The following is a 15,453-nucleotide window of genomic DNA, read 5'->3' as shown; positions in this document are numbered from 1 at the left end:
TTACCGGATCGTCAACAAAATCCGTCCGATATGTGGGAACCGCTCTTGCCTTGCGGACTGTATGCGAAATACGGTCTGCGATATTCCTTGATCACCCTCTGCGGGAGGTAATCCTCGTGCGCCGAAAAGCGGTTGCCCTGGTGGCAGTTGCATTGGTGTCCCTCACCTCGGGATGCGCATCGCTGCAGTCCTCGGCGACCGAGGTCGGCGGTGTGCGTAAGACCGATGAACGGTCCGTGCGCGACGGCGGCACGCTCACCGTCGCTCTCAACTCCGACCCGGACAAACTGGACCCCAGCCTGGCCCAGACGCTCGTGGGCCGGACGGTCTTCGCGGGCATGTGCGAAAAGCTCTACGACATCGACGAGAGCGGCGCGCTCGTGCCGCAGCTCGCCGCCGCCATGCCCACCACCTCGGCCGACGGCCGCACCGTCACCATGCAGGTACGCCACGACCTGAAGTTCAGCGACGGCACGCGGCTCGACGCCAAGGCCGTCGTGACCTCGCTGCTGCGCCACCGTGATCTGCCCGGATCCGCGCGCGGCACCGAGCTGGCCCCGGTCAAGTCCATCGAGGCCACCGGCCCGTACACCGTGCGGATGGGACTCGAGCACCCCTATGTGCCGCTCACCGGTGTGCTCGCCGACCGGGCCGGGATGGTGATGTCACCGACCGCGCTCAAGAAGTACGGGAAGAACTTCACCAACCACCCCTCCTGCGTGGGACCCTTCCGCTTCGTCGAACGGGTCGGCGGCGACCGGATCGTGCTGAAGAAGGACCCCAACTACTACGACGCGGACAAGGTCCACCTGGACCAGGTCATCTACAAGCCCATCCCCGACGGCAACGTCCGGCTCGCCAACCTGCGCTCCGGTGACGTCCAGGTCGGCGACCAGATGGCGCCCGTCGACGTACAGAGCGCCCTCACCGAGTCCAAGCTGCAGCTCTTCAACTCGCCCTCGCTCGGTTACCAGGGCATCGGCCTCAACGTCGGCAACGTGTACGGCCTCGGCAAGAAGCCGGGCAAGCTCGACACCCCGATCGCCCGCGACGTCCGGGTCCGCGAGGCGTTCGAGCTCGCCATCGACCGCGATCTGATCAACAAGGTCGTGTTCCAGGGCATGTACGAACCGGCCTGTGGCCCGATTTCCCCGCAGTCCGCCATCGCCCCCGGCGTGAAGCCGCAGGACTGCCCCAAGCGCGATGTGGCCAAGGCCAAGAAGCTCCTGAAGGAAGCCGGGGTGAAGACCCCGCTGAAGATCGAGCTGAAGACCTCCACCACCCCGGAATCGGGGCGGGTCGCCCAGGTGCTCCAGGCCATGGTCAAGGAGGCCGGCTTCGACCTCTCGCTGCGGCCCACCGAGTACGCCACCATGCTCTCGGAGACCGACGCCGGGCACTACGACGTGTTCACCAGCGGTTGGTCGGGACGGCTCGACCCCGACGGCAACGTCTCCAACTTCCTGGGTACCGCAGGCGCAATGAACGCCTACGGACTCTCCGACCCGGTGATCGACAAGCTGATCGCCGAGGGCCGCTCCATCGCCGATCCGGCCCGGCGCACCAAGATCTACAACGAGCTGACCCAGCGCGTTCAGGATGCCCACACCATGATCTACCTCTACCGGCAGAAGAACTACGTCGTGACCACCAAGACCGTCGCGGGCGTTCGCGTCTACGGCGACGGCCTGGTCCGGGTCAAGACTGCGGGGTACGCCCGATGACGAAATACCTGCTGACGCGCCTTCGTCAGTCCCTCATCACGCTCGTCCTGGTCAGCATGGTGGTCTTCGCCGGCATCCGGGCGCTGCCCGGTGACCCGGCGCTCGCCCTGGCCGGCGAGGAGCGCAGCCCCGAGGCGCTCGCCGCGATCCGTGAGGCCTACGGCCTCAACGACAACATCGTCGTGCAGTACGGACGGTTCATCGGCCACGCCCTCACCGGCGACCTCGGCACCTCCTCCCGTACCGGGCTCCCGGTCGCCGACGCCATCGGCCAGGCGTTGCCCGTCACCCTGGAACTCGCCGCGCTCTCCCTGGTGTTCGCGGTGGTTCTCGGCATCGGAGCCGGCATCGTCGCCGCCGTGCGGCGAGGCAAGCCGGAGGAGTGGCTCGCCAACGCCATCGCGCTGATCGGGCTCTCCATCCCGACCTTCTGGCTCGGCATCGTGCTGGTGCTCGGATTCGCCATCGCCATCCCGGTGTTCGCCGCCTCCGGTTACGTACCGTTCGGCACCGATCCGCTCGACAACCTGCGCCGCATGGTGCTGCCGTCGATCGTGCTGGGCTCCGGACTCGCCGCCGTCGTGATGCGGCAGACCCGGGCCGCGATGCTCGACTCGCTCTCCGCGGACTACGTCCGCACGGCCCGCGCCAAGGGGCTGTCCCGGCGGGCCGTCGTCGGCGGACACGCGCTGCGCAATTCGCTCGTCACCGTCGTGACCGTGCTCGGCCTCCAGCTCGGCCATCTGATCTCCGGCGCCGTCGTCACCGAGCAGATCTTCGTCCTGCCGGGCTTCGGCAAGCTCACCATCGACGCCGTCTTCACCCGCGACTACGCGACACTCCAGGCCGTGGTGCTCTGCACCTCCGCCGCGTACATCCTCATCAATCTGCTGGTCGACGTGGTCTATTCGGTCATCGACCCGCGCATCAGGCTCGGAGGTGCCCGGTGACCACAGCGACCACCCCCGTCCTCACCACACCGGGGACGAAGAAGACGACGAAGAGGCGGACGGGCAGCGGCAAGCTGCGCGCCCTGCGCAAGAACCGGCTCGCCCTGATCGGCGCGGTCATCGTCGCGGTCTTCATCCTCGCCGCGCTCCTCGCGCCGCTGATCGCCCCGTACGACCCCGCCAAGCCGGACTTCGGGAACGTGCTGGCCGAGCCCAACTGGTCACACTGGCTCGGCACCGACGACCTCGGCCGTGACCAGCTCTCGCGCATCGTGTACGGGGCGCGGGCCTCGATGCAGGTCGGCGTCGTCGCCGTCGTGCTGGCCTTCGTCATCGGCGTGCCGCTCGGCCTGGTCGGCGGCTACTACGGCAAGTTCGCGGACGGCGCCGTCTCCCGGCTCACCGACACCATGCTGGCCTTCCCGTTCCTGGTGCTCGCCGTCGGCCTCGCCGCGATCCTCGGCCCGTCGCTGACCAACGCCACGATCGCCATCGGGATCTCGCAGATCCCCGCCGTCATCCGCATCACCCGGGCCGAGACCCTGCGGCTCAAGCACGTCGACTACGTCGCGGCGGCCGTCGCCAACGGCGGCGGCGACGGAACCGTGCTGTTCCGGCACATCCTGCCCAACGCCACCTCCGCGCTGATCGTCCAGGCGACCGTCGGCATCCCCGCCGCGATCATCGGTGAGGCGCTGCTCAGCTTCCTCGGCCTCGGCGTCCAGCCGCCGGCCCCGTCGCTCGGTGTGATGCTCTCCGGCGCCCAGTCCTTCCTGGCGCCCGCGCCCTGGCTCGCCGTCTTCCCCGGCCTGGCGATCGTCGCGGCGACGCTGGCCTTCAACCTGCTCGGCGACGGACTGCGTGACGTCCTCGACCCCCGTGGAGGCACCCGATGACCGAGACCGTCCTCGAACCCGTACGGGATTCCGTGAGCGAGCCCGTCCTCAGCGTCCGCGACCTGTCGGTGTCCTTCCGGTCCGACACCCGGACCGTGCACGCCGTCGACGGAGTCTCCTACGACCTCGCACCCGGCGAAGTGCTCGCCGTGGTGGGGGAGTCGGGGTGCGGCAAGTCCGTCACCTCGATGGCGACGATGGGCCTGCTCCCGCCCACCGCGCAGATCGGCGGCTCCATCCGGCTCGGCGGCCGCGAACTGGTCGGCGCCTCCGAGAAGGAGCTCCAGAAGGTCCGCGGCAAGGACATCGCGATGATCTTCCAGGAGCCGATGACCTCGCTCAACCCGGTCCTCACCATCGGTCGGCAGATCGGCGAGGTGCTCCGCAGGCACCAGGGGCTCACCAAGAAGGAGGCGAAGGCACGCGCTGTCGAACTCCTCGACCTGGTGGGCATTCCGGCGCCGCTGCGCCGCGTCGACGAGTACCCGCACCAGCTCTCCGGCGGTATGCGGCAGCGCGTGATGATCGCCATCGCGGTCGCCTGCGACCCGTCCGTACTCATCGCGGACGAGCCGACCACCGCACTCGACGTCACGGTGCAGGCCGGCATCCTCGAAGTGCTCCAGTCGCTGCGTGAACGGCTCGGCACGGCGATCGTCCTCGTCACCCACGACCTCGGCGTGGTGGCGGACGCCGCCGACCGGGTCCTGGTGATGTACGCCGGACGCTCCGTCGAACAGGCCCCGGTCCACGACCTGTTCGCCTCCGCCCGACACCCGTACACCCGTGGGCTGCTCGGCGCCGTGCTGCGGCCCGGCGGCGAGGGCAAGCGGCGGCTGCCCGAGATCCCGGGCCTGGTGCCGAGTCTCGACAGCCAGCCGGACGCCTGCACCTTCGCCCCGCGGTGCGCCCGCGCCGACGACACCTGCACGGCCGGCCGGCCCGGCTTCAAGGCCATCGACACGAAGGCGGGCACGGACGCCCTTCACCGGGCCGCCTGCTGGCACCCGTTCGGTGCGGACGACTCCGCCACCCCCGCAACCACCCCCGCACTCGACCCGGAGGCCGGACAGTGACCACCGCACAGACCGTGCCCACACCCCGCGACAGCGGTGAGGGCGCTCCCGGTCACCACTCACCGGTGCTCGAAATCACCGATATGGAACGGCACTTCGGTGCCTCGGGCGGCGGCGTCGTGCGTGCCGTCGACGGGGTCTCGATCACCATCGGACGCGGCGAGGTCGTCGGCCTGGTCGGCGAGTCCGGCAGTGGCAAGTCGACCGTCGGCCGTTGCGCCGTCCGCCTCGACGAGCCCACCGCCGGTACCGTCCACATCAACGGCACCGATGTCACTCATCTCTCCCGCCGTGCTCTGCGCCCCCTGCGCAAGGACTTCCACCTGGTCTTCCAGGACCCGTCGTCCTCGCTCGACCCGCGCATGACCATCGGCCAGATCATCGCCGAACCGATCAAGCTGCACGGCCAGGCCCGCGGCGAGGCCGTCCGGGCCCGGGTCGAGGAGCTCCTCGGCCAGGTCGGGCTGCGCCCCGAGCACGCCGACCGGCACCCGCACGAGCTCTCCGGAGGCCAGCGCCAGCGCATCTCCATCGCCCGCGCGCTCTCCTGCGACCCCGATCTGGTCGTCGCCGACGAACCGACGTCCGCACTCGACGTCTCCGTGCAGGCGTCCGTCCTCAACCTCCTCGCCGACCTGCAGCGCGACCGCGGCTTCGGCTGCCTGTTCATCACCCACGACCTGGCCGCCGTCGAGTTCCTCGCCGACCGGATCGCCGTGATGTACCTCGGGCAGATCGTCGAACAGGCCCCGACCGCCGAGCTGTTCGCCTCCCCGAAGCACCCGTACACGCAGGCCCTGCTCTCCGCCGCGCCGGTCCCCGACCCGGTCGACCAGCGCACCCGCGAGCGCATCGTGCTCCACGGCGACCTGCCCAGCCCCCTGGACCCGCCGTCGGGCTGCCGCTTCAACACCCGTTGCCCGCTCGCCACCGACCGCTGCCGCACCGAGGTGCCGGTCCTGCGCGAGCTGCCCGGCGGGCGGCAGGTCTCCTGCCACCTCGTCGGCGAGGACGGCACCGCCCCGGACGCGGCCGCCTGACCTCCCGTACGTACGATCCGAACAGCGCGCACCACGCAGCATCACCGCAACAAGGAGCCATATCCGTGTTCACCACCCGGCCGACCCTCCAGGGCACCTTCGGCATGGTGTCCTCCACCCACTGGCTCGCGTCGCAGTCCGCGATGGCCGTTCTGGAGGACGGCGGCAACGCCTACGACGCCGCCGTCGCCGCCGGATTCGTCCTGCACGTCGTCGAACCGCACCTCAACGGCCCGGCCGGTGAGGTGCCGATGATCCTGGCGCCGAAGGACGCAGAGGTGCAGGTGCTCTGCGGCCAGGGCCCCGCCCCCGCGGGTGCCACGGTCGCCCACTACCGCTCGCTCGGCCTCGACCTCGTCCCCGGCACCGGACCGCTCGCCGCCGCGGTTCCCGGCGCGTTCGACGCCTGGATGCTGCTGCTGCGCGACCACGGCACCAAGTCGGTCGCCGAGGTGCTCCGGTACGCGATCGGCTACGCCGAGGACGGCCACGCCCCCGTCGACCGGGTCGGCCAGACCGTCGAGACCGTCCGTGAGCTCTTCGAGACCGAGTGGCAGTCGTCCGCCGACGTCTACCTCCCCGGTGGCAAGTCCCCGAAGCCGGGCGAGCTCTTCCGCAACCCGGCCCTCGCCGCGACCTGGCGCCGCCTGATAGCCGAGGCGGAGGAGACCGGCGGCGACGACCGCGTCGCGCAGATCGACGCCGCCCGGAAGATCTGGAGCGAGGGCTTCATCGCCGAGGCCCTGGTCCGACAGGCCGCCCGCCCCACCATGGACACCAGCGGGACCCGCCACACCGGCACGCTCACCGCCGCCGACCTGGCCGGCTGGTCCGCGTCGTACGAGGCGCCCGCCACCTACGACTGGAACGGCTGGACGCTCGCCAAGGCCGGCGGCTGGAGCCAGGGCCCCGCCTTCCTCCAGCAGCTCGCCCTGCTCCCCGCCGAACTGCCCCGATACGGCTCCGCGGAGTACGTCCACCTGCTCATCGAGGGCTGCAAGCTCGCCATGGCCGACCGCGAGGCCTGGTACGGCGACGCCGCCGAGGTGCCCCTCGACGTACTGCTCTCGGAGCCGTACAACACCGAGCGGCGCGCACTCATCACCGACAAGGCGTCGCGCGAGCTGCGCCCCGGCAGCCCCGAGGGCCGTACCCCGGTCCTCAGCGGGCACGCGCATGCGGTGGCCGCCGGAGAGTCCGGCTTCGACGCCATGGGCATCCCGGCCGCCGGCGTCGGCGAGCCCACCGTCGCCAAGGACGGCGCCGGTGAGCCGGCCGTGGCCGAGAACGGCGCGACCCGTGGCGACACCTGCCACGTCGACGTCGTCGACCGCTGGGGCAACATGGTCTCCGCCACCCCCAGCGGCGGCTGGCTGCAGTCCAACCCGGTCGTCCCGGAGCTCGGCTTCCCGCTCGGCACCCGTCTCCAGATGGCGTGGCTCGACGAGGGCCTGCCGAACTCCCTCACCCCCGGCTGCCGCCCCCGTACCACCCTCACCCCTTCCGTCGCGCTGCGCGACGGGGTGCCGGTGATGGCGTTCGGCACGCCCGGTGGTGACCAGCAGGACCAGTGGCAGCTGCACTTCTTCCTCGCCGTCGCGCTGCGCGCCGAGGTCCGCGGCGGGCTCGACCTGCAGGGCGCCATCGACGCCCCGAACTGGCACAACGACAGCTTCCCCGGCTCGTTCTTCCCGCGGGGGATGCGGCCCGGCAGCGTCACCGTCGAGGAGCGCATGGATCCGGAGGTCGTCGAGGAGCTGCGCCGCCGCGGCCACGAGGTCACGGTCGGCGACCCGTGGTCCGAGGGGCGGATGTGCGCCGTCGCCCGCGACCCGGAGACCGGGGTGCTCTCCGCCGCCGCCAACCCGCGCGGCATGCAGGGGTACGCGGTCGGTCGCTGAGCGGCCACCTCCCCGTCATGACCAGGTCGTCAGGGACCCGGTGGACCGTGCTTAGCTGGAGTCATGATCGATGACTTTCTTGCCGGGGACCTGACCGACGTCGAGGAGGCGGTCCGCGCAGCGGCCGCCGCCGAGATCTTGCCGCGCTACCGGCAGCTCACGGCGGACGAGATCATCGAGAAGAGCGGTCCGCACGATCTCGTCACCACCGCGGACCGTCTGGCCGAGGAACACCTCACCGCGTCCCTGACCCGGCTCCTGCCGGGCTCGGTGGTCGTCGGTGAGGAGGCGGTACACGCGGATCCGAAGGTGTACGAGGCGCTGGGCGGCGACGCACCGGTCTGGATCGTCGACCCGGTCGACGGGACCCGTCAGTTCGTCCGAGGTGAGCCGGGCTTCTGCACCCTGGTCGCCCTGGCCCACCACGGAGAACTCCTCGCCTCCTGGACCTATGCCGCGGCTCTGGACGAGATGGCCGTCGCGGTGCGCGGCCGGGGCGCCGTTCTGAACGGCGCCCCGATACGCTCCGGATCGCCCGCGCCCGGCGCCGTCCTCAAGGTGGCGATGTCGCATCCCGACTACACCACCGACGCGCAGAAGCACGCCCTGCGGGGCCTGTTCATCGACGGTGTCGACGCCCGCCCCTGCGGCTCCGCGGGCCTCGAGTACCTGGCCGTCGCCCGCGGCGACCAGGACGCGGTCGCCTTCAGCTGGGAGTTCGCCTGGGACCATGCGGCAGGTCTGCTCCTGGTCACCGAGGCGGGCGGTTTCCAGGCCACGCTCTCGGGCGCGCCGTTCCGCATCATCGGCGGCAACGACCTGCCGTTCACCGCCGCCCGTGACCGGGAGACCGCCGAGCGGATCCTGGCGGCGCTGCGCACCGGGGGCTGACCTCTCCGGCGGGGCCCGGTCGGTCGACGAGCGCTCGGGTCATCGCGGCGAGTCGGGCCCGGGCCTCGATGTCGTAGGCCTGCTCATGCGCGGTGGAGTCCGTGAACCGGTCGAAGTAACGCCCGGTGACGGTGGCCAGAGCCGGATCGGTGATCAGCCGGACCACGGGCCGTACGCCGTCGTCGACCGGCACCGCGGGCGTGAACCCGCACTCGCGTACCGCCCGGGTGTCCATCAGGTGCGCCGGATGCAGCGCGTTGACGGTGACACCGGTATCCGCCAGCTCGGCCGCCAGGTCGAAGGCGACATGATCATTGCGAGTTTGCTGCGGCAGTACGCGTCGAGGCCCTCGTAGTCCCGCTCCACCATGAGGTCGTCGAGGTCGACGGGCGCCTGCCCCATCGAGGCCACGTTGACCACCCGGGCCGGCGCGGACGCGATCAGCAGCGGCAGCAGCTCACGGGTCAGCAGATACGGTGCCAGGTGGTTCACCGCGAACCGCAGCTCGTATCCCTGCCGGCTCACCTCCCGGCGGTCCGGACTGGCCCCGCCGCCGACTGCCGCGTTGTTGACCAGGACGTCGAGCCGGGGTTCGGTGCCGCGGATCCGGGCGGCCATGGCCCGGACCCGGTCGAGGTCGGCCAGATCGGCTAGCTGGGTCCGCACCTGCGTGCCGGGCGCCGCCGACCGTACCTCCGCGGCGACGGCGGCCAGCCGTCCCGCGTCCCGTCCGTGCAGCAGCAGCGTGGCGGTGCCACGGGCGGCGAGACCGAGGGCGAGATGGCGGCCCAGTCCCTGGGTGGCCCCGGTGACGAGGACCGTCCTGCCCGGCGCCGCATCGGGCCGCGAAGTATCCACGGTCCGAGTTTTCCTCGTGCGCTGCGTCACCGCCATCCGGGACGAGTGAGGGCGATGGCCCCCGCCCCGGCGCCCCGCACGGAACGGGCACCCTGCCGGACCGGCGGACCCGCCGCGGCCGTCCGGCCCGTTCCCGCCCGCCGCCCCGGTCCCGTTCGCGGCCGCCCGAGTACGGCCGGCGGAACCCGGCCGGGTGTACGGGGCCGGAGCGGTCCGGCGTCATGGGAACCGGAGTGCGCGGTTCCCGGCCGACCCCGACCGGAGCCGGGGCGCCCGCACTCTCCTCACCGGAGCGCCGCCCGCACATCACGCACCACGGACGCCGCCGTCTCCACCGCCGCCGGGTCCAGACCGCGCAGCGCGGCGCCGACCCGTTCGGTGAAGTCCGCCGGAGTGTCCGGCAGCAGCGCGGCCGCGGCCAGCGCCCCCTTCTCGTTGAGGCACCACGCGCGGTGATGGGCGTGGAGCGCCTGGGCCAGAATGCCGAACGCCCTCGACAGGCACAGGCCGACATGGAGGGTGTCGCCGGACGGCGCCGACTTGCGGGCCGCCTGCACCGAGAAGTCCGCCTCCCAGGCGGCGTCGACGACGGACCGGCGCAGCGGCTCCGGATAGGCGCGGGTGTCGGCCTGAAGCGCCGTCAGTTCGCCGTGCGGATCGGCCAGTACGCGGCCGAGGGCGACCTCGCCCGGATAGCAGGGCGACCAGAAGCCCAGGGGATGTCCGGGCTGGATGCCGATCTCGAAGCGGCCTTCGCGGCAGTCGGACCACACCTTCTCGACCCGGTCCAGATCGCGCAGGATCCAGTCCACCGCGATGCCGTCCACCCGCAGCCAGGCCCCGCCGTCGACCCACGGACCCCACCCGCCGGGACCCGCGACCTCCACCGGTGAGCCCTGCGCCTCGCAGGCGAGAGCGGTCAGGGCGGCCAGGTCCGGTGCGCCGCGGTAGTAGACGCCGAGATCCCAGTCGGAGTCCGGGCGATGGGTCCCGCGGGCCCGGCTGCCGCCCAGCACGACGGCCCGCACCCCCCTCACCGAGGTCAGCCGGGCCGCCATCCGGAGGACCAGCGATTCGCCGGCCGGTGCGGCCGGCGTTCCGGGGGATGATTCCGCAGCAGGATCCGTGTTCATCGGCCGGGACCTTACCCGCGGGCGGGCCGGTGGCGCAGCGGAATATCCTGGGGTCTCATGGCCGTCGGCTGACGAAGGAGTCCGAAGGTGCCGTCGATGCTCGATGCCGTCGTTGTGGGGGCGGGACCCAACGGGCTGACCGCCGCAGCCGAGCTGGCCCGCCGTGGTTTCGCGGTGGAGGTGTTCGAGGCGGCGGAGACGGTCGGGGGCGGCGCCCGCACCGAGGAACTCACCCTCCCCGGCTTCCGGCACGACCCGTGTTCCGCCGTGCACCCGCTGGGTATCGGCTCGCCGGCGTTCGCCGCGATGCCGCTCGCCCGGCACGGCCTGGAGTGGCTCCAGCCCGAACTGTCGCTCGCCCATCCGTTTCCCGACGGAACCGCCGCCGTGCTCTCCGGCTCGGTGGGGGAGAGCGCCATGTCGCTCGGTCCGCGGGACGCGGGGGCGTACCGCAGACTCGTCGCCCCGTACCTGGGGCACTGGGACTCGCTCGCCGAAGACTTCCTGCGTACGCCGTGGGACGGGCTGCCGCGCCATCCGTACCGATGGGCGCGGTTCGGGTTCGATGCGATCCAGCCCGCCACACTTCTCTCCCGCCGTTTCCAGGGGGCGAAGGCGCGTGGCCTGTTCGCCGGGCTCGCCGCACATGCCATCGCCCCGACCACCGGACTCGCGACCGGCGGAGTCGCCCTGCTCTTCGCGCTCGCGGCGCACGCGAACGGCTGGCCGGTGCCGCGTGGCGGCTCGCAGGCCGTCTCCGACGCCCTTGCCTCGTACCTGCGTGAGCTGGGCGGCACGATCCGTACCGGCGCGGAGGTCAAGCGTCTCGACGAGCTCCCGCCGGCCCGGGCCTATGTCTTCGACACCTCGCCGACCGCCCTCGCCCGCATCGCCGGGCTGGGGCACGCCTACCGCGGCTATCGGTACGGTGCGTCCTGCTTCAAGATCGACTATGCGTTGTCGGGTCCCGTCCCGTGGGCCTCGGAGGAGGCCCGCCGGGCCGGCACGGTCCATATCGGGCCGACGGCGGGCGAGATCGACGGCGCGTTGCGGGCGGCCGTGGCGGGGCGTGACCCGAGCGTGCCGTTCCTGATCACCGCCCAGCCCAGTCTTGTCGACCCGTCCCGGGCGCCGGAGGGCCGTCATGTCTTCTGGGTGTACGGACACGTCCCGGCGGGCTGGGAGGGCGACGCCACCGAGGTCATCGAGCGGCAACTGGAGCGGTTCGCCCCCGGATTCCGCGATCTGGTACTGGCCCGCGCCGTCGCGGGACCGCCCCAACTCGCCGCGCGCAACGCCAATTACATCGGCGGCGACATCGCCTGTGGTGCCTTCGCGGGCCTGCAGACGGTGATCCGGCCCAAGCTCGCCCGCGTCCCCTACGCGACGGTGCATCCGGCCGTGTTCCTGTGTTCCTCGGCCACCCCGCCGGGGCCGGGCGTGCACGGCATGTCCGGTCACCACGCGGCGAAGGCGGTCTGGCGTCGGCTGCGGACGGTCTGACCTCCTCCACGCCACCCCGGGGTCTTCCACGACGCCGGCTCCTTTCCTGACGGAGCGTCAAGTGCCGTTGGGGTGAACGGGTATGGGCCGGCGCCCGTGAAGAGCCGGACGACGCGGCCCGCGCGGCGCCCGAATCGACGCGCGGCTGATCCCGCACGGGGCGCGCCGGTGTCCGGTACACGGCTGCCCGGCCGTTCGCGTACCGGCGCGCTCCGCGACAGGGGCGACGGGCGCCGCAAGCGGACTCCGGCGCTCCCGGGTCCGATGCTCCCGGCTCCGGCGCTCCTGGGTCCGGCGCTCCCGGCTCCGGCGCCGGCTCCCTCCTTGCTCCGTTCCGTGAATGCGTTGCGCCCCGTCCGCCCCGGGGCCGGACGAGCCCGGGGCCCGCCTGGGGGTGCGTGACGCGGGCCACATTGACAGGCTCCACAATTCTAGATCCTATATGAAATAGAGAAAGGGAGCCGTTGATGACTCACACCGCAGAAACCTGGCCGATCGCCGCCGCCCTCCTGCAGTTCCCGAACGTGGGGCCCGATGGCGTCTCCACCCAGGAGCAGACCGCCCAGCAGTGGGCCGAGAGCCTGCAGGACGTCGTGGACGCCGGCTTCACAGAGGTCGACCTGACGGACGGGTGGCTGCGCCCCGGCGACCTCGCCCCCGCCCGCCTCGAGGAACTGCGGGCGACGCTCTCCGAGGTCGGTCTGAGCGCTCCGGCCATCTCCGCGATCCGCCGCAGCGTCATCGACCCCGTCGACGGCGACGCCAACCTCGCCTACTCGCACCGGACCATCGACGCCGCTGCCGCGCTCGGCGTGCCGCTCGTCTCGGTCGGGTTGCACCGGCCGCTCACCCCCGAGCAGCAGGCCGTGCTCTGGTTCTGGACGGTGCCCGGCCCCAAGGACCCGGTCGGCGATCGCGAGACCTGGGACAAGGCCGTCACCCGCCTGCGCGAACTCGCCGACCACGCCGCCTCGGTGGGTGTCGAGCTGTCGCTGGAGATGTACGAGGACACCTACCTCGGCACCGCGGATTCCTCCGTCGCCCTGCTCACCGACATCGGCCGCGACAACGTCGGCCTCAATCCGGACCTCGGCAACCTCATCCGGATGCAGCGCCCCATCGAGTCCTGGGAATCGATGGTCACCAAGACGCTGCCGCACGCCAACTACTGGCACGTGAAGAGCTACTACCGGGTCGAGGACCCCGCCACGGGCACCGTTCTGACCTCCCCGGCCCCCATGGAGTCCGGATTCGTCAGCTACCGCCAGGCCGTCCGGATCGCCCTCGCGCACGGCTACACCGGCGCGTTCTGCGTCGAGCACTACGGCGGCGACGGCCTGAGCGTGGCCGCCTCCAACCGCGACTACCTCAGGCGGATCCTGCCGCGCCGCACCGGGGCCTGAGGAACTCCGCGCGGCCCCGGCGCACCGCGGGACACGGAGTCCGACGCGGCGCCGTGACGCGCGGCCACCGTGCACCGCACCTCGGGGTGGCGGGGCCTGCTCGCCCCGCAGGCCCCGGCCTCCGCCCCTGTCCCGCCTGCCCCTTGCGACCGCCCCGGCCCGCTGCCGCGTCCTGGACGGTCCGGAAGCCGGCGCGTGAAGTGGCCCTCCGCCGCAAGGGACTTGCTCCACGGGCCGCTCCCGGCGCGACCACGACATCCCGCACCCGTACCCCCGTACTTTCTCCGACAAGGAACTCACCGCCATGACCCGGCTCTTCGACGACCCCGACCGCTTCAGCGAGGACCAGCTGCGAGGCTTCGCCGCGGCCTACCCGGAGCACGTCACCGTGGTGCCCGGTGGCGTCGTCCGCGCGCGGCCGCAGAGCGCGGGCCGGGTCGCGGTCGTCGTCGGCGGCGGTTCGGGGCACTACCCGGCGTTCAGCGGACTGGTGGGTGAAGGGCTCGCGGCGGGCGCCGTGGTCGGCAACATCTTCACCTCGCCCTCGGCCCGGCAGGCCGAGTCGGTGGCACGGGCCGCCGACGCCGGTGCCGGAGTCCTCTTCTCCTTCGGCAACTACGCGGGCGACCGAATGAACTTCGGTATGGCCCAGGCCCGCCTGCGCGACGCCGGGATCGACACCCGTACCGTCATGGTCACCGACGACGTGGCCAGCGCCCCTGCCGAGCGGCGCCACGAACGCCGGGGTATCGCGGGCGACTTCACCGTCTTCAAGGTCGCCGGAGCGGCCGCCGAGGAAGGCCTCGACCTGGACGGCGTCGAAGCCGCGGCCAACCACGCCAACGACCGCACGTACTCCTTCGGCATCGCCTTCGACGGCTGCACCATGCCCGGCGCCGACGCTCCGCTCTTCACGGTTCCCGAGGGCAAGATGGCCATCGGCCTCGGCATCCACGGCGAACCCGGCGTGCGCGACGCCGACATGGCCGACGCTCCGGCGATCGCCCGCACCCTTGTCGAGCGGCTCCTCGCCGAACGCCCGGAAGGGGCGGGTCCGCGCGTCGCCGCGATCCTCAACGGACTGGGCGCCACCAAGTACGAGGAACTGTTCCTGCTGTGGGGTCACGTGGCCGACGCCCTGGCCGGAGCCGGGCTCACGGTGGTGCGGCCCGAGGTCGGGGAACTCGTGACCAGCCTCGACATGGCCGCCTGCTCCCTGACCCTGATGTGGCTCGACGAGGACCTCGAACGCTGGTGGTGCTCCTCCGCCGACGCCCCCGGCTTCAGCCGTCTGCCCCTGCCGAAGGTCCCGGACGGGCCGTGCGTCCTGCCCGACGCGATCCCCGGAGCCCCGATCACCCAGGGGGACGCCGCATCGCGCGAGGCCGCGGCCGGCACCCTGGCCGCCCTGCGGGCGCTGCGCACCGCACTGCACGAGGCCGCCGCCGAACTCGGCCGCGTCGACGCGGTCGCCGGCGACGGTGACCACGGGCGCGGCATGACCAAGGGCGTCGACGCGGCCGTCCGGGCCGCCGAGGAAGCCGACTCGGACGAGGCGGGCGCCCGTTCGCTGCTGAGCGCAGCCGCCGACGCCTGGGCCGACGAGGCCGGCGGCACGTCGGGCGTGCTGTGGGGTGTCGCCCTGCGCGCCCTGGCCCAGGAGCTCGGCGACACCGGCCGGGCCGACGGGCTGCGCACCGCCGCGGGTGCCCGCGCCGCTCTCGACGCCGTCACCTCGCTCGGCGGCGCGAAGCCCGGCGACAAGACCCTCGTCGACGCCCTCGCCCCGCTCGTCGACACCTTCACCACAGGCGTCGCACGGGGTGCGAACCCCCGTGCCGCCTTCGCGGAGGCGGCAGCCGTGGCCACCGAGGCCGCCGCCGCCACCGCCGCGCTCACCCCGCGCCTGGGCCGTGCCCGCCCGCTGGCCGAACGCAGCGTCGGAACCCCCGACGCCGGAGCCCTCTCCCTGGCCCTCTGCGCCCGGACCGTCGCCGCTCTGCTCGGCAACGGCGACGCCGACAGCGACGACAACGGCTGAACGGCAGCCACGACGCACGGCCCGAACGAACCAGACC

11 protein-coding genes and 1 pseudogene are annotated in these 15,453 nt (G+C 72.3%); 10 read left to right on the top strand and 2 right to left on the bottom strand.

All coding sequences use genetic code 11. The annotated features are described in order from the left end of the window. Nucleotides 1-140: 140 nt before the first annotated feature. The 7 genes from ACFVXE_RS01310 (at nt 141) to ACFVXE_RS01280 (ending at nt 8,478) form a co-directional block, all read left to right on the top strand. Nucleotides 141-1,724 carry an ABC transporter substrate-binding protein gene (locus ACFVXE_RS01310; RefSeq protein WP_389667978.1) on the top strand — a complete coding sequence of 528 codons (1,584 nt, stop codon included), beginning with the start codon at nt 141-143 and terminating at the stop codon, nt 1,722-1,724. After that, nucleotides 1,721-2,674, top strand: a complete 954-nt coding sequence (locus tag ACFVXE_RS01305) for an ABC transporter permease (RefSeq protein ID WP_389667977.1) — start codon at nt 1,721-1,723, stop codon at nt 2,672-2,674. The genes ACFVXE_RS01310 and ACFVXE_RS01305 overlap by 4 nt, the downstream gene beginning before the upstream one ends. Next, complete coding sequence (locus ACFVXE_RS01300; RefSeq protein ID WP_389667975.1) at nt 2,671-3,570, top strand: ABC transporter permease; 900 nt, start codon at nt 2,671-2,673, stop codon at nt 3,568-3,570. Before ACFVXE_RS01305 ends, ACFVXE_RS01300 begins: the two co-directional genes overlap by 4 nt. Beyond that, nucleotides 3,567-4,646: an ABC transporter ATP-binding protein gene (locus tag ACFVXE_RS01295; protein WP_389667973.1), complete on the top strand. Its 1,080-nt coding sequence runs from the start codon at nt 3,567-3,569 to the stop codon at nt 4,644-4,646. The genes ACFVXE_RS01300 and ACFVXE_RS01295 overlap by 4 nt, the downstream gene beginning before the upstream one ends. Before the next feature lie 83 nt (nt 4,647-4,729). After that, entirely contained in the window at nt 4,730-5,686 is a 957-nt protein-coding gene (locus tag ACFVXE_RS01290) for an ABC transporter ATP-binding protein (protein ID WP_389668091.1), read from the top strand. Between the two features lie 65 nt (nt 5,687-5,751). Further along, nucleotides 5,752-7,587, top strand: a complete 1,836-nt coding sequence (locus tag ACFVXE_RS01285) for a gamma-glutamyltransferase family protein (RefSeq protein ID WP_389667971.1) — start codon at nt 5,752-5,754, stop codon at nt 7,585-7,587. A gap of 63 nt (nt 7,588-7,650) precedes the next feature. Next, the gene (locus tag ACFVXE_RS01280; RefSeq protein ID WP_389667970.1) at nt 7,651-8,478 is read left to right on the top strand and encodes an inositol monophosphatase family protein; all 828 of its coding nucleotides are present in this window, start codon (nt 7,651-7,653) and stop codon (nt 8,476-8,478) included. On the opposite strand, the pseudogene ACFVXE_RS01275 reads toward ACFVXE_RS01280, so the two are convergent. Both ACFVXE_RS01275 and ACFVXE_RS01270 read right to left on the bottom strand, forming a co-directional pair. Beyond that, nucleotides 8,414-9,336, bottom strand: a pseudogene (locus ACFVXE_RS01275) (SDR family NAD(P)-dependent oxidoreductase). The gene ACFVXE_RS01280 and the pseudogene ACFVXE_RS01275 sit on opposite strands and share 65 nt — an antisense overlap. A gap of 284 nt (nt 9,337-9,620) precedes the next feature. After that, on the bottom strand, nt 9,621-10,394 hold the full coding sequence (locus ACFVXE_RS01270) for a nucleotidyltransferase domain-containing protein (protein ID WP_389668089.1): 774 nt from the start codon (nt 10,392-10,394) through the stop codon (nt 9,621-9,623). Between the two features lie 162 nt (nt 10,395-10,556). Here ACFVXE_RS01270 and ACFVXE_RS01265 point away from each other — a divergent pair, with 162 nt between their 5' ends. From ACFVXE_RS01265 to ACFVXE_RS01255, 3 genes are all read left to right on the top strand, one after another. Further along, complete coding sequence (locus ACFVXE_RS01265) at nt 10,557-11,972, top strand: phytoene desaturase family protein (protein WP_389667968.1); 1,416 nt, start codon at nt 10,557-10,559, stop codon at nt 11,970-11,972. 467 nt (nt 11,973-12,439) lie between these two features. Beyond that, nucleotides 12,440-13,375: a sugar phosphate isomerase/epimerase family protein gene (locus ACFVXE_RS01260; protein ID WP_389667966.1), complete on the top strand. Its 936-nt coding sequence runs from the start codon at nt 12,440-12,442 to the stop codon at nt 13,373-13,375. 304 nt (nt 13,376-13,679) lie between these two features. Further along, nucleotides 13,680-15,416 (top strand): dihydroxyacetone kinase family protein, encoded by a 1,737-nt coding sequence (locus ACFVXE_RS01255; protein WP_389667964.1) that lies wholly within the window; start codon nt 13,680-13,682, stop codon nt 15,414-15,416. Nucleotides 15,417-15,453 lie beyond the last annotated feature (37 nt).

The sequence above is a fragment of the Streptomyces sp. NPDC058231 genome (genome assembly GCF_042882275.1).
Classification (GTDB): Bacteria; Actinomycetota; Actinomycetes; order Streptomycetales; family Streptomycetaceae; genus Streptomyces.
The sequence above is the reverse complement of the archived record's forward strand: the minus strand, read 5'-3'. Positions and strand labels throughout refer to the sequence as shown.